This is a genomic window from Pseudomonas sp. 3MA1, assembly GCF_029237275.1.
Lineage (GTDB): Bacteria > Pseudomonadota > Gammaproteobacteria > Pseudomonadales > Pseudomonadaceae > Aquipseudomonas > Aquipseudomonas fluorescens_AP.
The window spans coordinates 512854-530275 of record NZ_JAACFX010000001.1 but is presented as its reverse complement, the minus strand read 5'-3'; the positions used below and the strand labels follow the sequence as shown (position 1 = coordinate 530275).

The 17422-nt window shown below is 63.9% G+C and carries 16 protein-coding genes and 1 pseudogene; 10 read left to right on the top strand and 7 right to left on the bottom strand.

The window, feature by feature from the left end:
* Positions 1-25: 25 nt before the first annotated feature.
* Positions 26-1771, bottom strand: coding sequence for a ShlB/FhaC/HecB family hemolysin secretion/activation protein (locus GWQ44_RS02520; RefSeq protein ID WP_275926581.1), 1746 nt, complete (start codon positions 1769-1771; stop codon positions 26-28).
* A 319-nt stretch (positions 1772-2090) separates the two neighbouring features.
* Between GWQ44_RS02520 and GWQ44_RS02515 the strand changes: the two are divergent.
* Positions 2091-2390: pseudogene (locus GWQ44_RS02515) on the top strand (type II toxin-antitoxin system RelE/ParE family toxin).
* Positions 2387-2695 (top strand): addiction module antidote protein, encoded by a 309-nt coding sequence (locus GWQ44_RS02510; protein ID WP_275926580.1) that lies wholly within the window; start codon positions 2387-2389, stop codon positions 2693-2695. The pseudogene GWQ44_RS02515 and the gene GWQ44_RS02510 overlap by 4 nt, the downstream one beginning before the upstream one ends.
* Positions 2696-2779: 84 nt before the next feature.
* Here the strand turns inward: GWQ44_RS02510 and GWQ44_RS02505 are convergent, their stop codons facing one another.
* Entirely contained in the window at positions 2780-4120 is a 1341-nt protein-coding gene (locus GWQ44_RS02505) for a DEAD/DEAH box helicase (RefSeq protein WP_042941946.1), read from the bottom strand.
* A gap of 193 nt (positions 4121-4313) precedes the next feature.
* On the opposite strand from GWQ44_RS02505, the gene GWQ44_RS02500 reads away from it, so the two are divergent.
* A complete protein-coding gene (locus GWQ44_RS02500; protein ID WP_275926579.1) occupies positions 4314-5612 on the top strand; it encodes a mechanosensitive ion channel family protein in 1299 nt (432 codons plus the stop codon).
* Between the two features lie 144 nt (positions 5613-5756).
* Here GWQ44_RS02500 and GWQ44_RS02495 read toward each other — a convergent pair whose 3' ends face one another.
* The 3 genes from GWQ44_RS02495 to GWQ44_RS02485 all read right to left on the bottom strand — a co-directional run bounded on the left by GWQ44_RS02495 (position 5757) and on the right by GWQ44_RS02485 (position 7951).
* Positions 5757-6620, bottom strand: coding sequence for a carboxylate/amino acid/amine transporter (locus GWQ44_RS02495; protein ID WP_016967467.1), 864 nt, complete (start codon positions 6618-6620; stop codon positions 5757-5759).
* A 258-nt stretch (positions 6621-6878) separates the two neighbouring features.
* The gene (locus GWQ44_RS02490; protein WP_016967468.1) at positions 6879-7478 is read right to left on the bottom strand and encodes an FMN-dependent NADH-azoreductase; all 600 of its coding nucleotides are present in this window, start codon (positions 7476-7478) and stop codon (positions 6879-6881) included.
* Positions 7479-7636: 158 nt separating this feature from the next.
* Positions 7637-7951: a 3-phosphoglycerate kinase gene (locus GWQ44_RS02485; RefSeq protein WP_275926578.1), complete on the bottom strand. Its 315-nt coding sequence runs from the start codon at positions 7949-7951 to the stop codon at positions 7637-7639.
* A 49-nt stretch (positions 7952-8000) separates the two neighbouring features.
* Here GWQ44_RS02485 and GWQ44_RS02480 point away from each other — a divergent pair, with 49 nt between their 5' ends.
* The 5 genes from GWQ44_RS02480 to aqpZ all read left to right on the top strand — a co-directional run bounded on the left by GWQ44_RS02480 (position 8001) and on the right by aqpZ (position 13164).
* Positions 8001-8924, top strand: coding sequence for a LysR family transcriptional regulator (locus tag GWQ44_RS02480; protein ID WP_016967470.1), 924 nt, complete (start codon positions 8001-8003; stop codon positions 8922-8924).
* Positions 8925-8953: 29 nt separating this feature from the next.
* Complete coding sequence (locus GWQ44_RS02475; RefSeq protein ID WP_016967471.1) at positions 8954-9757, top strand: alpha/beta hydrolase; 804 nt, start codon at positions 8954-8956, stop codon at positions 9755-9757.
* Positions 9758-9760: 3 nt separating this feature from the next.
* Positions 9761-10324: a peptidylprolyl isomerase gene (locus tag GWQ44_RS02470; RefSeq protein ID WP_016967472.1), complete on the top strand. Its 564-nt coding sequence runs from the start codon at positions 9761-9763 to the stop codon at positions 10322-10324.
* A 91-nt stretch (positions 10325-10415) separates the two neighbouring features.
* Positions 10416-12248 carry an ABC transporter ATP-binding protein gene (locus GWQ44_RS02465; protein ID WP_275926577.1) on the top strand — a complete coding sequence of 611 codons (1833 nt, stop codon included), beginning with the start codon at positions 10416-10418 and terminating at the stop codon, positions 12246-12248.
* 217 nt (positions 12249-12465) lie between these two features.
* Positions 12466-13164, top strand: a complete 699-nt coding sequence (gene aqpZ / locus GWQ44_RS02460; protein WP_103741191.1) for an aquaporin Z — start codon at positions 12466-12468, stop codon at positions 13162-13164.
* 16 nt (positions 13165-13180) lie between these two features.
* Here the strand turns inward: aqpZ and GWQ44_RS02455 are convergent, their stop codons facing one another.
* Both GWQ44_RS02455 and GWQ44_RS02450 read right to left on the bottom strand, forming a co-directional pair.
* A complete protein-coding gene (locus tag GWQ44_RS02455; RefSeq protein WP_047302542.1) occupies positions 13181-14305 on the bottom strand; it encodes a GNAT family N-acetyltransferase in 1125 nt (374 codons plus the stop codon).
* Between the two features lie 86 nt (positions 14306-14391).
* Positions 14392-15297, bottom strand: coding sequence for a LysR substrate-binding domain-containing protein (locus tag GWQ44_RS02450; protein WP_016964973.1), 906 nt, complete (start codon positions 15295-15297; stop codon positions 14392-14394).
* 84 nt (positions 15298-15381) lie between these two features.
* Here GWQ44_RS02450 and GWQ44_RS02445 point away from each other — a divergent pair, with 84 nt between their 5' ends.
* Together GWQ44_RS02445 and GWQ44_RS02440 are read left to right on the top strand one after the other, a co-directional pair.
* The gene (locus GWQ44_RS02445; protein WP_275926576.1) at positions 15382-16749 is read left to right on the top strand and encodes an MFS transporter; all 1368 of its coding nucleotides are present in this window, start codon (positions 15382-15384) and stop codon (positions 16747-16749) included.
* The gene (locus GWQ44_RS02440; RefSeq protein WP_275926575.1) at positions 16730-17131 is read left to right on the top strand and encodes a DUF4440 domain-containing protein; all 402 of its coding nucleotides are present in this window, start codon (positions 16730-16732) and stop codon (positions 17129-17131) included. Before GWQ44_RS02445 ends, GWQ44_RS02440 begins: the two co-directional genes overlap by 20 nt.
* Positions 17132-17422: the final 291 nt, after the last annotated feature.

The following is a 17422-nucleotide window of genomic DNA, read 5'->3' as shown; positions in this document are numbered from 1 at the left end:
CAAAAGCCTCAATGAATCAGTGCAATCAGAGAAAGAGATCCAAACGGAAATAGATCGGTGCTTCCCGCTCACTCAGGGCATCTGGCCGCTCGAGGGAGTGGGCGAAGGTCAGGCTGGCGGCGAGGTGCTTGCCGCGGGCGAAAAATTCGATGGAGTCGCTGGAAACGCGGCCATGCTGCTCGGCGTTGTAGCGGTCGTTGCGGATCGCGCCGACGTCATAGCCCAGCCCGGTGCCGTACTCGGCGAAGGCCGGGCGCAGCCAGTTCCAGGTCACCGGGCGGCTCCAGCGCAGGTCGTTGCGCCAGTAGTAGCCGCTGTCGCCATTGAGGCTCTGGTCCTTGTAGCCACGGATCGAGGACTGGCTGCCCAGGCTCATGCGTTGCGAGCTGAACAGCACATCCTCGCTGCGCTGGCCGGTGACCAGGCTGCTGAACACCAGGGACTCGTCCCACAGTTTGAACGGCTGCAGGTAGCTGGCGGTGGCGGTGTATTTGCGATAGCGCGCGTTGGCCTGGCGCTTGCCCGTTTTGTCGTCGCGTTCCTTCTGGCGCTGGGCGTCGAAGGCGCCGATGCCGTCCTGCAGCCCCAGGTCGAGGTTGACGAAGGCGCCGCCGATGCGCCGGCCATGGTTGATGCCGAACTGGGCTTCGCTGAGGCGGTTGCTGCTGTTACTCAGCTTGCTGTCTTCGATGTAGTTGTTGGTGCGCAGGTAGCTCAGGCCGCTGTTCAGCGAGGTCTTGCTCACGGCATCGCGGTGGATCACCCGCTCCAGGCGCAGCTGGTGGTTCTGGCTGTCGCCGGTCTGCTTGAAGTTGAAGCCCTGCCCCTGGGCCTGGGAGCGGTACTCGCTCTGGCTGTAGCTGTAGCTGAGGTTCCACCAGCCAAACGGCAGGTTGTAATAGAGCATGGCGTTGCGCGAGGTTTTCTGGTGGTCGCTGATGGCGTCGTGGCCGCCGCGCAGCACCAATTGATCCGCCAATCCCAGGGGGCTGTCCCATTCGAAAGAGCTGCCCCACTGCTGCTCGCCGGTGCTCTTCTGGCCCTCGTTGCTGCGTGACAGGCCAACGCGCCAGGGCTTTTGCGGGTTGTTCTTGACCAGGACTTCGCTGCCGCCCACGGCCTGCCCCGGGGCCAGTTCCATCTGCGCCTGGTTCGATGGCAGGCGGTTGAGCTGGTCGACCATCTGCTCGATCTGCCGCAGGTTGAGCAGCTCACCGCTGCTGCCGGGAAAGGCCATGTTCAGTTCACGGGCGCTGAGCTTGCTGCCTTCGGCGGCCTTGAGGCCTTCAAGCTTGCCTTCCACCACCAGCACCTGCAGGTGGCCGCTGGACAGGTCCTGTTGCGGCAGGTAGGCGCGGCTGGTGACCAGGCCCTTTTCGATGTAGCGGTTGGTGATGACCTTGAGCAGCTCGTTGAGCTGAGACACCCCCAGGCACTGGCCGACGTAGGGCTTGAGCAGGCTCTCGCGCTCGCTGGCGGACAGCGAGTCGGCACCCTTGAGCTGGATGTCCTTGATCGGGAAGCAGCGACTGTCGGCCGGCGCGCTGGGCGCCACGGGCGTGGCGCTCTTGCCGGGCAGGTCCTTGAGTTCTTCGAGACGCCGCTGCTGTTCTTCCAGCAGGCGGTTCTGCCGGTCGCGGATCAGGTCCTGGTCGCCGGGGTTGGAGGTCGGAATGGGCAAAGGGGCGGCGAACGCCATAGACAGCGGGGCTGTCAGCAGCAGGCAAGACAAGGCACGGCACAACCTCATCCCGAGGGTGGAGACAGACATGTTCGATCCTTCGAAAGGGCAGCAGGGGTCACGACAGGGCGGGGATGTTAATGTGCCATCATCTTGACGTCAAATAAGCGCAGAGCGCGCCGACAAACTGCACATCCCCCCAGAATCCGGACCGTGCAGCGGGTGCCGATACTAGATTTGCCCCGATCACCGACACATCAGACACTTCTGAATCTTCAGGAAAGTTTTCTTGGCAGCGGGCTGTTGATCGACCAGCAACCCAAGGAACTGGCCCACACCGAGAAAAAGCCCGAGTCGAGTCCGTGCTACCCCTCTTACTAGAACGTATCCAAATGGATACGTTTTCTGCATGAAATATCTCATCCAGCAAACCCAGTCCTTTGCCAGATGGCACTCATCGCTGAAGGACTTGCGCGCAAAAATCTCCATTGCCCGCCGCATCGATCGCGCCGCAACAGGCAATCTGGGGGATGTGAAATCCGTGGGAGAAGGTATTTCGGAACTGCGCGTGGACGTGGGTCCCGGGTAACGGCTGTACTTCACCCTGCGTGGCGGCGCGATCATTGTGTTGCTGGCAGGCGGGGGCAAATCCTCTCAAGACGCGGACATTCGCCGGGCAAAGATATTGGCAAAGGATCTTTCAACATGACCCAGATGTTGACCCACTTCGACATGGCCGAGTTGCTGGACAGCGACCAGGCCATCGCAGAGTACCTGTCACAAGTGCTGGCCGACGCTGATACCGAGGAGTTTCTTCGAGCCATCGGCTACGTAGCCAAAGCTCGGGGCATGTCCCAGATTGCCCGGGATGCCGGGATGGGCCGGGAAAGCCTGTACAAGGCTTTTGCCCCGGGCTCAAAACCGCGATTCGACACCGTCTTGAAGGTCATTCATGCCTTGGGGATCGATCTGCAGGCCCAGCCAGGGCATGTGGAGAAACCCAAGGCCAGTTGAGCCATCGAGGCCCGGAGTACCTGAAAGCCAGCCAAAAAAAACCCGGACCAGGTCCGGGTTTTTCGTTTACCGCTGGCGGCGGTTTTACTCAGCCGCCGGCGCCTGTGGCTTGCGGCGCTTGAGCGGCGCCAGGCCGTCCTGGCTGACCAGGCTGTCGCTTTTCGGCCGGTTGGCGGTCTTGCGCTTGGTCGGGGCCTTGGCCACGGACTTTTTCTTGTCGCCCTTGGCGTCGGTCTTTTTCTTCTTCACGCCAACGGCCTTGCCGGACGCCTTGACCTTTTTCGGGCCGCTGTAGGTGCCTTTGACTTCCTTGATGGTGCGGCGCTCGAAGCTCTGCTTGAGGTAGCGCTCGATGCTCGACATCAGGTTCCAGTCGCCGTGGCAGATCAGCGAGATGGCCAGGCCATCGTTGCCAGCACGGCCGGTACGGCCGATGCGGTGCACGTATTCGTCGCCGCTGCGGGGCATGTCGAAGTTGATCACCAGGTCCAGGCCGTCCACGTCCAGGCCACGGGCGGCGACGTCGGTGGCCACGAGAATCTTCACTCCGCCCTGCTTCAGGCGGTCGATGGCCAGCTTGCGGTCCTTCTGGTCCTTCTCGCCGTGCAGCACGAACGCCTTGTAGTCCTGAGCCACCAGGCGGCCATAGATGCGGTCGGCCATGGCCCGGGTGTTGGTGAAGACAATGGCCTTCTGATAGGTCTCGTTGGCCAGCAGCCAGTTGACGATCTGCTCTTTGTGCTGGTTGTGGTCGGCGGTGATGATCTGCTGACGGGTGGTTTCGTTGAGCTGGCTGACGCTATTGAGTTGCAGGTGCTCAGGGTTGTTGAGGACCTTGGCGACCATCTCGCGCAGGCCGGAGCCGCCGGTGGTGGCGGAGAACAGCATGGTCTGCTGGCGGTTCGGGCATTCATCCACCAGCCGCTGCACGTCTTCGGCGAAGCCCATGTCGAGCATGCGGTCGGCTTCGTCGAGCACCAGCACTTCGACTTCCTTGAGGTCGAGGTTGCCGGCGTTGAGTTGCTCCAGCATGCGCCCCGGGGTGCCGATGAGGATGTCCGGCACCTTGCGCAGCATGGCGGCCTGGACCTTGAAGTCTTCACCGCCGGTGATCAGGCCGGACTTGATGAAGGTGAACTGGGAGAAACGCTCGACTTCCTTGAGGGTCTGCTGGGCCAGTTCCCGGGTCGGCAGCAGGATCAGGGTCTTGATGCTGACGCGGATCTTCGCCGGGCCGATCAGGCGATTGAGGATCGGCAGTACGAAGGCCGCGGTCTTGCCGCTACCGGTCTGCGCCGTCACCCGCAGGTCACGCCCTTGCAGCGCGAGCGGAATAGCCGCTGCTTGCACCGGCGTCGGCTCGACAAATTTAAGCTCGGCCACGGCTTTGAGCAGGCGTTCGTGCAGGGCGAATTGGGAAAACACGGGTGCTACCTCGAAGATATGCAAAAAAACAGCTGCATAGGGTAACGGTTTCGAGCGCGCAGGCCGAGTTTCTTTGTGCAAACGGTGGCAAAGAGTTGGTTTTTTGTTAGCCGATTTGTCCTTAACCGTAACTTTCCCAGGGTTAAATGCTCTAATCCTCCCCTCATGTCTCATAGAAGAATCGTTTTAGCCCATGGATTTCAAACAGCTCTGGCTCAATACCCAGGACCTTTGGGGAGCCCTCGAACAACACCCGCTCCTGCACGCCGGCATCGGCCTGGCCCTGTTACTGGTGATCGCCCTGGTGCTCGGACGAGTGGCCCGCTACCTGGTGCTGCACGCCGTCAGGCTGCTGGGGCGCCAGCCGGCGCTGCACTGGCTCAATGACCTGCGCCACAACAAAGTGTTCCACCGCCTGGCGCAGATGACCCCGTCCCTGGTGATCCAGTTCGGCCTGCATTTAGTGCCGGAGCTGAGCAAGACCAGCCTGCTGTTCCTCGGCAACCTGGCCATGGCCTTCACCATCCTGTTCCAACTGCTGGCCCTGAGCGCCCTGCTCAATGCCCTGCTGGACATCTACGCGCGCACCGAACACGCCCGTACCCGCTCGATCAAGGGCTATGTGCAGTTGGCGAAGATGGTGCTGTACGTGTTTGGCGCGATCATCATCGTCGCCACCCTGATCGACCGCTCGCCGCTGTTGCTGCTGTCCGGCCTGGGCGCCATGTCGGCGGTGATCCTGTTGGTTTACAAGGACACCCTGCTGTCCTTCGTCGCCAGCGTGCAGTTGACCAGCAACGACATGCTGCGGGTCGGCGACTGGATCGAGATGCCCCAGGTCGGCGCCGACGGCGATGTGGTGGACATCACCCTGCACACGGTCAAGGTGCAGAACTTCGACAAGACCATCGTCTCCATCCCCACCTGGCGCCTGATGAGCGAGTCGTTCAAGAACTGGCGCGGCATGCAGCAATCCGGCGGTCGGCGGATCAAGCGCAGCCTGTACATCGATGCCAGCGGCGTGCGCTTCCTGCATGACGACGAAGAACAGCGGCTGAGCAAGGTGCGCCTGCTCACCGACTACATCGGGCGCAAGCAGGCCGAGCTGAAAAGCTGGAACGAAGCCCAGGGCAACGTCGCCGCGCTGTCGGCCAACCGCCGGCGCATGACCAATATCGGCACCTTCCGCGCCTACGCCCTGGCGTACCTCAAGAGCCACCCGGAGATCCAGCCGAACATGACCTGCATGGTGCGCCAGATGCAGACCACGGCCCAGGGCATTCCCCTGGAGATCTACTGCTTTACCCGCACCACCGCCTGGGTCGATTACGAGCGCATCCAGGGGGATATCTTCGATTACCTGCTGGCGGTAATGCCGGAATTCGGCCTGAACCTGTACCAGCAGCCCAGCGGCACCGACCTGCGGGCCGGGTTGCTACCGGCGATAGCGGGCGCCAGCCATGTGCCGCAATTGGAGAAACACGCACTGTAAGCAAGTGTGGCGAGGGAGCTTGCTCCCGCTGGCGGGCAGCGCCCGCCCAAGGCGGCCAGGGCATGGCTTCAGGTCGATCGAGCAAGCAGCTCTTGCGGCCACCACGGTGGCCGAGCGGGAGCAAGCTCCCTCGCCACAACGCTCTCAGCTGGCCTGCACAGGCCGGCCGCCCCGCCGGCTGATCCACACCGCCCCGAGGATCACCAACCCACCCAGCAACAAGCGCCCCAGGTCTTCATGCTGGTTCCAGATCAGCAGGTTGACCAGCAGCCCCACCGGCACATGCAGGTTGTTCATCACCGCCAGGGTGGCGCCGGTCACCAGGCATGCGCCCTTGTTCCACCAGTACATGCCCAGGGCCGTGGACACCAGGCCAAGAAACAGCAGCACCGCCCATTGCAGCGGCGCATCAGGCAGGTAATGGGCCTTGCCGAACAGCAGGAACGCCGGCAACACCACCAGCAAGGCTCCCAGATAGAAGTAGCCGAAGCGCCGGTAGTGCGGCAGGTCGCTGGGGTAGCGCGCCACCAGGTGCTTGTACAGCACCTGCCCGGCGGCATAGGTGAAGTTGGCCAGTTGCAGCAGCAAGAAGCCGATGAAGAAATCCGGATTGACGCTGTCGTAGCGGATCACCACCGCGCCCGCCACCGCCACCAGCGCCGCCAGCAGGCCCCAGGGATTGAAGCGCCGGTTCAGGGCGTCTTCGATCAGGGTCACGTGCAGGGGCGTGAGGATGGTGAACAGCAGCACCTCCGGCACCGTCAAAACCCTGAAGCTCAGGTACAGGCACACATAGGTGATGCCGAACTGCAGCGCGCCGATCAGCAGCATGCCGCGCATGAAGGCCGGCTCCACCCGGCGCCAGCGGGTCAGCGGAAGAAACACCAGCCCCGCCAGCAGCACCCGCACCAGCACCGCGAAGTAGCTGTCGACATGCCCGGCCAGGTATTCGCCGATCAGGCTGAAGGAAAACGCCTGGATCAGGGTGACAAAAAGTAGGTAGCCCATGTTCGCCTCGTCTTGAATGGCGGCGACGATAGCGGTTTTGCCCGCGCAGATGAAATCCCGGGCAAAAAAAAGCCCGATCTCGCTAGGCGTGCAATCGGGCGTCGGCACTGAAGGAGCAACCAGTGCAAAGGGAGGTTCGATGCGCGAACCGGCTTGAAGGGGATCCGCAAGCGCTACTTGAACACCCGGGGATTATCTGCGGATTAACGGCGCCGCAGAGCCCTTCGCTGAGCGGCGCCTCGGCTCAGGAATCGCCGCTCAGGCCACCTGGGCCAGCTTGGCGTTGGCCTGGTTCAAGCCCTTTTCATGGAAGTCGCCACCCAGGTTCAGGCCTTCGGCGTGAATGAACTCGACGTCGTGGATGCCGATAAAGCCCATCACCTGACGCAGGTAGGGTTCCTGGTGATCGGCGCTGCTGCCGGCGTAGATGCCGCCACGAGCGGTGAGCACGTAGGCACGCTTGCCGGTGAGCAGGCCTTGTGGCCCAGTGTCGGTGTACTTGAAGGTCACCCCGGCGCGCAGCACATGGTCGAGCCAGGCCTTCAGGGTGCTGGGAATGGCGAAGTTGTACATCGGCGCGGCCAGCACCAGCACGTCGGCGGCCAGCAACTCGTCGGTCAACTCGTTGGAGCGCTGCAGGGAGTCCTGCTCGGCGGCGCTGCGCTGTTCGGCGGGTTTCATCCAGCCCCCCAGCAGGTTGGCGTCCAGGTGCGGCACCGGGTGGCGGGCCAGATCACGCACCGTGATCGAGTCGCCAGGGTGAGCGGCCTGCCATTGCTGGATAAAGGTCTGGGTCAGTTGCCGGGATACGGAATCCTGCTGGCGGGCGCTGCTTTCAATGATCAGGACGCGGGACATGGCTGAAGCCTCCATCGGGGTATGCGTAAGTCGATGGGGGGCAGATTAAACAGAGTGATATCGATGAAAAAGCGCAAATAACTGCTATAACCAATCAATAAATTCGTTTATAAGCACAGCCGGCCTCAGCGCAATTCCCTGGGCCGAGCCGGCTTCGATCACTTGGCCTGGCAGTTCAGTTCCAGGCGCAGCTTGATGATCTTGCGGTTGAACTTGGCGGTGACGTTCTTGCTCTGCCCCGCGGCAACTTCCACCTTGCGGTTGCGCGGCGACTCGGGGCCATTGCGAAACACCACCGAACACACGGCGTCGCTCTTGCCGAAGTTGTTCAGCTGGATGGAGCCGATGTCTTCATCGGTAGCAAAGGTGGCGTAGTCGATGCTCAGGCCGTTCAACTGCTTCTCGACATCGATGGGATAGGCCCAGGCGCCGAGGGGCAACAGCGCCAGCAACACACAACAGAATTTTCTCATTCGGCAGTCTCCAATAAGGAGCGCCAGCTTAGGACAAGAGGAGTCCCTCATGAAAGCGCCCCGCGTGACCCTGGATCAATGGCGCACCCTGCAGGCGGTGGTCGATCACGGCGGCTTCGCCCAGGCCGCCGAAGCCCTGCACCGCTCGCAATCCTCGGTCAGCTACACCGTGGCGCGCATGCAGGACCAGCTCGGCGTGCCGCTGCTGCGCATCGACGGGCGCAAGGCGGTGCTTACCGAAGCCGGCGGCGTACTGCTGCGTCGCTCCCGGCAACTGGTCAAGCAGGCCAGCCAACTGGAAGACCTGGCCCACCACATGGAACAGGGCTGGGAAGCCGAAGTGCGCTTGGTGGTGGACGCCGCCTACCCCAACGCGCGGCTGGTGCGCGCCCTGACCGCCTTCATGCCGCAAAGCCGCGGCTGCCGCGTGCGCCTGCGCGAGGAAGTGCTGTCCGGGGTCGAGGAAGTGCTGCTCGAAGGCGTGGCCGACCTGGCCATCAGCAGTTTCAACATCTCCGGCTACCTGGGCACCGAGCTGAGCTCGGTGGAATTCGTCGCCGTGGCCCACCCGGAACACGCCCTGCACCGCCTGCAACGGGAGCTGCACTTCCAGGACCTGGAAAGCCAGTTGCAAGTGGTGATCCGCGACTCCGGCCGCCAGCAGCCACGGGATGTCGGCTGGCTCGGCGCCGAGCAGCGCTGGACCGTGGGCAGCCTGGCCACCGCCGCGACCTTCGTCGGCAGCGGCCTGGGTTTTGCCTGGCTGCCCCGGCACCTGATCGAACGGGAACTGCGCGAAGGCCTGCTCAAGGTCCTGCCCCTGGACCAGGGCGGCAGTCGCCACCCGACCTTCTTCCTCTACTCCAACAAGGACAAACCCCTGGGCCCGGCCACGCAGATCCTCGTGGAACTGCTGCGCACCTTCGACACCGCGCCCCTGGATGCGCCCTTTGCCGCCCCCGAGCAAGCCTGACGTCCACTCACCAGAACAGGAGTTCTGCCATGGCCTATTTCGAGCATGAAGGTTGCACCCTGCACTACGAGGAATACGGCCGGGGCGAGCCCCTGCTGCTGGTTCACGGCCTGGGCTCCAGCGCCCAGGACTGGGAAAAGCAGATCCCCGAGCTCTCGACCCGCTACCGCCTGATCGTCCCCGACCTGCGTGGCCACGGACGCTCCGACAAGCCTCGGGAGCGCTACAGCATCCCGGGCTTCACCGCCGACATCGTGGCGCTGATCGAACACCTGAACCTGGGCCCCGCGCATTATGTCGGGCTGTCCATGGGCGGCATGGTCGGCTTCCAGCTGGGCGTGGATCAGCCGCAACTGCTCAAGAGCCTGTGCATCGTCAACAGCGCCCCCGAGGTCAAGGTACGCAGCGCCAATGACTACTGGCAGTGGTTCAAACGCTGGAGCCTGGCCCGGGTGTTGAGCCTGGCCACCATCGGCCAGGCCCTGGGCCAGCGGCTGTTTCCCAAGCCGGAGCAAGGCGAGTTGCGGCAAAAAATGGCCGAGCGCTGGGCAAAAAACGACAAACGTGCTTATCTCGCCAGCTTCGACGCCATCGTCGGTTGGGGGGTGCAGGAACGACTGGGCCGTATCACCTGTCCAACCCTGGTCGTCAGTGCCGACCACGACTACACCCCGGTGGCGGTCAAGGAGGCTTATGTCAAACTGCTGCCGGATGCACGGCTGGTGGTGATCGAGGATTCCCGACACGCCACGCCGCTGGACCAGCCGCAGCGCTTCAACCAAACCCTGCTGGACTTCACAACCACAGTCGACACCACCACCCAGGATCACTGAACCATGCTGAAAAAAATCGCCCTCGTCGCCGGCTCCGTGCTGTTCGCGGCCAACCTGATGGCCGCCCAACCGGCCAAGGCGCCCCACGTGCTGCTGGACACCAGCTTCGGCAAGATCGAAGTCGAGCTGGACCCGGTCAAGGCACCGATCTCCAGCAAGAACTTCCTCGACTACGTCGACAGCGGCTTCTACACCAACACCATCTTCCACCGGGTGATCCCGGGCTTCATGGTCCAGGGCGGCGGCTTCACCGCGCAGATGGTGCAGAAAGACACCCGCGACCCGATCAAGAACGAAGCCTCCAACGGCCTGCATAACGTGCGCGGCACCCTGTCCATGGCCCGCACCTCCAACCCCAACTCGGCCACCAGCCAGTTCTTCATCAACGTCGCCGACAACGCCTTCCTCGACCCGGGCCGCGATGCCGGCTACGCCGTATTCGCCAAGGTGGTGAGCGGCATGGACGTGGTGGACCAGATCGTCAATTCCCAGACCACCACCAAGCAAGGCATGCAGAACGTGCCTGTGGACCCGGTGCTGATCAAGTCGGCCAAGCGCATCGACTGAATCCGCCAGCCTGTCCCGACGGCGGCGCCCCACCCGGCGCCCCGTCCGCTTTCAGCACAGGAGAGCCCGCACCCCGGGCTTCAAGACCCCCATGCTCTTTCGTCGTTTTGAACAACTGATCGATATCTTCCGCGACGCCCCCAGCGCCACCCCACCCAATCGGGTCCTGCCGTTCTACTTCCACTACATCAAGCAAGTCTGGCCGAGCTTCGTCGCCCTGCTGGTGGTGGGCCTGTTCGTGGCCCTGATCGAGGTGTCGCTGTTCAGCTACCTGAGCACCATCATCGACCTGGCCCAGGGCACGCCCAGCGCCCAGGTGTTCAGCGACCACGGCCTGGAACTGGCCTGGATGGCGGTGGTAGCCCTGCTGTTCCGGCCGCTGATGGTGGGCCTGCACGACCTGTTGATGCACCAGACCATCAACCCCGGCATGACCAGCCTGATCCGCTGGCAGAACCACAGCTACGTGCTGCGCCAGAGCCTGAACTTCTTCCAGAACGACTTCGCCGGGCGCATCGCCCAGCGCATCATGCAGACCGGCTACTCGCTGCAGGATTCCTCGGTGCAGGTGATCGACGCCCTGTGGCACGTGACCATCTACGCCATCGGTTCTCTGGTGCTGTTCGCCGACGCCGACTGGCGCCTGATGATCCCCCTGCTGCTGTGGATCACAGGTTTCATCGGCGCCATGCGCTACTTCGTGCCGCGCATCCAGCAGCGCTCGGTGGACGCCTCCGACGCCCGCTCAAAACTCATGGGGCGGATCGTCGACGGCTACACCAACATCACCACCCTCAAGCTCTTCGCCCACACCCATTTCGAGCAGAGCTACGCCCGCGAGGCGATTGCCGAGCAGACCGAGAAAAGCCAGCTGGCCGGGCGCGTGGTCACCGCCATGGACGTGACCATCACCAGCCTCAACGGCCTGCTGATTGTCAGCACCACGGGCCTGGCCCTGTGGCTGTGGAGCCAGTCGCTGATCAGCGCCGGGGCCATCGCCCTGGCCACCGGCCTGGTGATCCGCATCGTCAACATGTCCGGCTGGATCATGTGGGTGATCAACGGCATCTTCGAAAACATCGGCATGGTCGAAGACGGTTTGCAGAGCATCGCCCAGCCGCTGCAGCTCACCGACCGCGAGCAGGCGCCCAAGCTGGCCGTGGCCCAGGGCGGCGTACGCTTCGAGCATGTGGAGTTTCATTACGGCAAGGCCAACAAGGTGATCAGCGACCTCAACCTGGAGATCCGTCCCGGCGAAAAGATCGGCCTGATCGGCCCGTCCGGGGCCGGCAAGTCGACCCTGGTCAACCTGCTGCTGCGCCTCTACGACCTGCAGGGCGGGCAGATCCTCATCGACGGCCAGAACATCGCCGAAGTGACCCAGGAAAGCCTGCGCGAACGCATCGGCATGATCACCCAGGACACCTCGCTGCTGCACCGTTCGATCCGCGACAACCTGCTCTACGGCCGCCCCGACGCCACGGACGATGAACTCTGGGAAGCAGTGCGCAAGGCCCGCGCCGATGAGTTCATCCCGCTGTTGTCCGATGCCCAGGGCCGCACCGGCTTCGATGCCCATGTCGGGGAGCGCGGGGTCAAGCTGTCCGGCGGTCAGCGCCAGCGCATCGCCATTGCCCGGGTCCTGCTCAAGGACGCGCCGATCCTGATCATGGACGAGGCCACCTCGGCCCTGGACTCGGAAGTCGAAGCGGCGATCCAGGAAAGCCTGGAAACCCTGATGCAGGGCAAGACCGTGATCGCCATCGCCCACCGCCTCTCCACCATCGCCCGCATGGACCGCCTGGTGGTCCTGGAGCACGGGCGCATCGCCGAGACCGGCACCCACGCCGAATTGCTGGCCCATGGCGGTTTGTACGCGCGCCTGTGGCAGCACCAGACCGGAGGGTTCGTCGGTATCGACTGACCGGCAGCGGCTACAGGGTGCTGATCAGTTACACAAAGTTGCCGCACAACGCGCCAGGGCCCTGGTTTCAAGGGCTCTGGCGTTTTTTTGGGCGGGCTGGAATTGCGCCAAAAGCCTGCTGTACTCACCCTAGGTTCCGGAGCGGAACCTGTAGTTAACCTGCGGGATGCATAACAGCTGTATCGCGTTGATAGGTTGACCTATCAAGGACTCCTCCATGTCTTTGTTCAAACGTTCCGTTACCGAAATGCTCGGTACTTTCTGGCTGGTCCTGGGCGGGTGCGGCAGCGCCGTGCTCGCCGCGGCCTTTCCCAATGTCGGCATCGGCCTGCTGGGTGTCGCCCTGGCCTTCGGCCTGACGGTGCTGACCATGGCCTTCGCCATCGGCCATATCTCCGGTTGTCACTTGAACCCCGCGGTGTCCGTAGGGCTGGTGGTGGGCGGACGCTTTCCGGCCAAGGAATTGCCGGCCTATATCGTTGCCCAAGTGATCGGCGGGGTGATCGCCGCCGCGTTGCTGTACTTCATCGCCAGCGGCAAGCCGGGCTTCGAGCTGGCCTCGGGGCTGGCCTCCAACGGCTACGGCGCACACTCCCCAGGCGGCTACTCCATGGCCGCGGGGTTTGTCTGCGAGCTGGTGATGACCTTGATGTTCGTGGTGATCATCCTCGGCGCCACCGACAAGCGCGCCCCGGCGGGACTGGCGCCGATCGCCATCGGCCTGGCCCTGACCCTGATCCACCTGATCTCGATCCCGGTCACCAACACTTCGGTCAACCCGGCCCGCAGCACCGGCCCGGCGCTGATCGTCGGCGGCTGGGCCTTGCAGCAACTGTGGCTGTTCTGGCTGGCGCCGATCCTCGGCGCGGTGATCGGCGGCGTGGTCTACCGCTGGCTGGGCAAGGAAGACGGTTGACGCAAGGTCGCGAGGGTCACGCCTGCCGATAGGGCAAGGCGTCCCTCGCCTCCTCGGCATAGGCGCGAACCCCGGCCCGCTCCTGTTGCAGGAAGTCCTGCACCGCGGCGTTCAAGCCGGGGTGGCGCAGGTAATGCCAGGAGCGGGTGATCACCGGTTCGAAGCCGCGAATCAGCTTGTGCTCGCCCTGGGCGCCGGCGTCGAAACGCTGCAGCCCCTGGGCGATGGCGTACTCCATGCCCTGGTAGAAACAGGTCTCGAAATGCAGGCGGTCGAACTCCGCCAGGCAGCCCCAGTAGCGGCCGTAGAAGCTGTCGCCGCCCACCAGGCTGAAGGCCATGGCCACCGGGCGCCCGCCCTGCTTGGCCAGGACCACGCGAATCGCTTCGGGCATGCGCTCGGCCAACAGGCTGAAAAAGGCCCGGGTCAGGTACGGCGACTGACGCCGCACCGCATAGGTGTTGGCGTAGCAGGCGTAGACGAAATCCCACTGCGCCTCGTCCAGTTCATGGCCTTCGAACCACTGGAAATCAAAACCCTGCCCGGCCACCTGCTCGCGTTCCTTGCGCATCTGCTTGCGCTTGCGCGAGCTCAAGGCGTCGAGGAAATCCTGAAAGTCGCGATAACCGCGATTCTGCCAGTGGAACTGGCAGCCCAGGCGCTGCTGCCAACCCGGTTGCTGTTCCAGGGCGGCGTCGCTGAAGTCGTCGGTGAAGTTGATATGGGCACTGGAAAGTCCTTCGATCTCCAGGTAGCCGGGCAGGCTTTTCAACAGCTCGAAGGCATCCGCCTGGGTCGCCGCCAGCACCCGCGCGCCACTCACCGGGCTGAACGGCACCGCCGTCAGCAGCTTGGGGTAATAGTCGATCCCGGCCCGCGCGCAGGCATCGGCCCAGCCGTGATCGAACACGTATTCACCGTAGGAATGCCATTTGCGATAGCTGGGCAGCGCCGCCAGCAGGCGGCCGTCTTCCACATGCAACAGGTGCTCGGCCTGCCAGCCCGAGCGCGGACCGAGGCTGCCACTGTCTTCCAGGGCACTGAGAAAAGCGTGGCGCACAAAGGGTTGCCCGTCCTTGAGCAAGCCATCCCATTGCGCGGGATCGACGGCGGACAGACTGTTCAAGGATTGCAGCGGCATCGGGGTCCCCGGAATTCAGATCGGACAACCCGGCGAGTATCCTCCATCCCCGGGTTCACCGAAACCGCTGCCAGCCGGGCACGTCCTCAACGCCCCAGATGCTCGGCGAGAAAATCGATGAACACCCGGGATTTGCGCGGCAGGTGCGCGCTGTTGGGAAACAGCACATGCACCGGCTGCGTGGCCAGGCCGTACTGCGGCAGGACCCGCACCAGGCGGCCGCTGCCCAGGTCGTCGAGGATCATCCACTCCGGCAGCACCGCCAACCCCAGGCCGGCCAGGGCCAGGGCGCGAATCGCCGTCGCCGAGTTGGATTCGTGCCCGGGGCCGACTTTCACCTCCACCGCGCCACGGCGCGGATGGTTGAAGGTCCAGCTGGGCGGCCCGGCCAGATTGCTGTTGCCGATCCACGGCAATGCGCTCAGATCCTCGATCTGCTGCAACTCCCGGCCCTCGAGCAGCGCCGGGCTGGCCACCAGGGCAATGGCGTAGTCCGAAAGCTTGCGCCCCTTGAATCCCGAGTCCGCCAGGTGGCCGAGGCGGATCACCAGGTCGAGCTTTTCCGCGACCAGATCATTCAGCGATGAATTGAAGTGATAGCTCAGGCGCACCTCGGGGTAGCGCGCGGTGAACAGTGGCAGGATCGGCAGCACGAAAGTCTCGGCGTACTCCGCCGTGGAACTGATGCGCAACTTGCCGCTGACCCGGTTGCGCCCATGCAGCACGTTGTCGAAGGCCGTGTCGATATTGGCGACAATCCCCTTGAATTCGTCGTAGAGATCCTGGCCGGTTTCGGTCAGGGTCACCTGCCGCGTGGTGCGCACCAGCAAGGTGCTCGCCAGTGCCTGCTCCAGGGCCTTGATATGCAGGCTGGCCATGGCTTTGCTAATGCCAAGGTACTGCGCGGCGCGGGTGTAGGAACCGAAGTCGACCACCGCGAGGAAGGTCTGCACCCGGTGCAACTGGCTGTGAAAAGTCTCGCTCACTGTCAAGCCTCGTTAAACAATGCGTCAAGTATAGGCACCTCGACACTCCGCCCCCAAGCTCCCTAAGCTGCGCGCAAAAAGGGAGACGGCATGACTGACAGATACAAAGTGGCGGTGGTATTTCTCCTCGGGTTCTTTATCGACTGCGTCAACATCTTCATGTCGGCGGTGGCCCTGCCCAGCATTGCCAGCCACTTGCAGGTGTCCAGCGCCGCCGTGGCCTGGGTCGCCAACGCCTACATCCTTGGCCTGACCCTGGTCATTGCCATCAGCACCTGGCTAGCCGCACGCTTCGGCAACCGCCAGGTACTCTGCGCCTCGATGCTGCTGTTCAGTGGCGCGGGGCTGATGTGCGGACTGGCCGACAGCTTCATGTCGCTGGTGTTCTGGCGGCTGCTCCAGGGCATGGCCGGCGGTCTGCTGATTCCCCTGGGGCAGGCACTGACCTTCAACCTGTTCCAGGGCGTGCAACGGGCACGAATCTCCACCCTGGTGATGGCCGTGGCCCTGCTGGCGCCGGCGCTTTCACCGACGCTGGGCGGAGCGATTGTCGATCACAGCTCCTGGCGCTGGGTGTTCTTCGCCAGCCTGCCGCTGTCGCTGCTGGCGGCGCTGCTGTCCTGGTGCTGGATCAACCCTGAACCCACGGCGCCCGCGGATCGCCCGGACCTGCGCGGCCTGCTGCTGGTGAGCGCCAGCCTGGGCGGCCTGCTGCTCGGCATGTCGCTGTACGGCAGCGGCTACCCGCTGTATCAGGCTATACCGGGGGTGGTCGCCGGCCTGCTATTGGCCGAGTGCTACCGGCGCCATTGCCAGACCTGTGCCCGGCCCATCGTCGAACTGCGACTGCTGAAAAACCCGCGCCTGAGCCTGTCGGTGGCGATCTATCACGCCATTCCGGGGATCTTCACTGGGGTCAATCTGCTGAGCCTGTTCTTCCTCCAGAAGCAGCTGCACCTGAGCGCCCGGCACAGCGGCATGTTCATGCTGCTGTACGCCGCCGGCGCGCTGCTGGCGATGCTGGCGGGCGGGCGCTTCTACAATCGCCTGGGCGCCGCGCGGCTGTTCGCCATGGCCCTGGTGCTGCACAGCGCCGGCATCGCCACGTTGTGCGGGGTCGACTCGACTGCCGACCTGCCGCTGCTGGCGCTGGCCTACCTCTTGATGGGCCTGGGCGGCGGTGCCGGCGCCAACACCGCGCAGACCACCGCCCTGCTGGACTTCGACGGCGCCGATACGCACCAGGCCAGCGTGATCTGGAACATCAACCGGCAGGTGGCATTCAGCCTCGGCGCCGCCTGGTTGCTGATGCTCTACAACCTGCTGCTGGGGTACTCCGATGCCACCGGCGCCTATCACCTGAGCCTGTTGCTGGCGGCTGCAGCCGGTCTGCTGCCGCTGCTGACCCTGAACCGACTCCCCTCCATGAAGGCCTCACATGCCCAACTCGATCATTGAACAAGCGCAACACAGCGTGCAGCGGATTCACCAACTGATTCACCGCGTCTTCAGCAACCAGCAGGGGGACGCCGCGGCCTGCCTCGACCCCTTGCTGGAACTGTTCGCCCAAGACTTCCAGATGGTCACCACCGGCGGCGCCCTGGTGGGCCGCGAGCAGGTGCAACAGCTGTTTCGCACGGGCCTGGGCCAGCGCCCGGGGCTGCAGATCAGGCTCAGCGACCTGCATTGCGTGTGGCAGGAAGGCCAGTGCGCAGCGATCCGCTACAAGGAAATCCAGCGCCTGGATTCGCTCGAAACCGCGCGCCTGTCCCTGGCGATCATCCGTGTCCAGGACAACTCGGCGCAGTGGCTGTACCTGCACGAAACCACCTGCCCATGACCCCGCAGGCCCGAGCCCCGACCTCGGGCCAAGCCGCTCCACCCCGATGCCCCGACCTCTTCCTGGGCGACACCCACTCGCTTAGCGGCGGCTGAACGCCCTCCGACATTTCCCCTTTCCCGGCACCCACCACGCCCCCGCCCGGGGGTGTATGGCCGTCAGCAATCGTCATCGACACGCCATTACTTTGCCACCCCGCTGTCATAAACCATCGTGATACTGGCGCCTGTTTTTAGAGCGCCGGGTTCTACCCGACCACTGTTTTCCGATCTGCACAGGTCGGTTGTGTCC

Bases quoted from the DNA above. Each gene is read 5' to 3' on its own strand.
- GWQ44_RS02520 (WP_275926581.1), bottom strand. From the start codon at position 1,771: ATGTCTGTCTCCACCCTCGGGATGAGGTTGTGCCGTGCCTTGTCTTGC.
- GWQ44_RS02510 (WP_275926580.1), top strand. From the start codon at position 2,387: ATGACCCAGATGTTGACCCACTTCGACATGGCCGAGTTGCTGGACAGC.
- GWQ44_RS02500 (WP_275926579.1), top strand. From the start codon at position 4,314: ATGGATTTCAAACAGCTCTGGCTCAATACCCAGGACCTTTGGGGAGCC.
- GWQ44_RS02495 (WP_016967467.1), bottom strand. From the start codon at position 6,620: ATGGGCTACCTACTTTTTGTCACCCTGATCCAGGCGTTTTCCTTCAGC.
- GWQ44_RS02490 (WP_016967468.1), bottom strand. From the start codon at position 7,478: ATGTCCCGCGTCCTGATCATTGAAAGCAGCGCCCGCCAGCAGGATTCC.
- GWQ44_RS02485 (WP_275926578.1), bottom strand. From the start codon at position 7,951: ATGAGAAAATTCTGTTGTGTGTTGCTGGCGCTGTTGCCCCTCGGCGCC.
- GWQ44_RS02480 (WP_016967470.1), top strand. From the start codon at position 8,001: ATGAAAGCGCCCCGCGTGACCCTGGATCAATGGCGCACCCTGCAGGCG.
- GWQ44_RS02475 (WP_016967471.1), top strand. From the start codon at position 8,954: ATGGCCTATTTCGAGCATGAAGGTTGCACCCTGCACTACGAGGAATAC.
- GWQ44_RS02470 (WP_016967472.1), top strand. From the start codon at position 9,761: ATGCTGAAAAAAATCGCCCTCGTCGCCGGCTCCGTGCTGTTCGCGGCC.
- GWQ44_RS02465 (WP_275926577.1), top strand. From the start codon at position 10,416: ATGCTCTTTCGTCGTTTTGAACAACTGATCGATATCTTCCGCGACGCC.
- aqpZ (WP_103741191.1), top strand. From the start codon at position 12,466: ATGTCTTTGTTCAAACGTTCCGTTACCGAAATGCTCGGTACTTTCTGG.
- GWQ44_RS02455 (WP_047302542.1), bottom strand. From the start codon at position 14,305: ATGCCGCTGCAATCCTTGAACAGTCTGTCCGCCGTCGATCCCGCGCAA.
- GWQ44_RS02445 (WP_275926576.1), top strand. From the start codon at position 15,382: ATGACTGACAGATACAAAGTGGCGGTGGTATTTCTCCTCGGGTTCTTT.
- GWQ44_RS02440 (WP_275926575.1), top strand. From the start codon at position 16,730: ATGCCCAACTCGATCATTGAACAAGCGCAACACAGCGTGCAGCGGATT.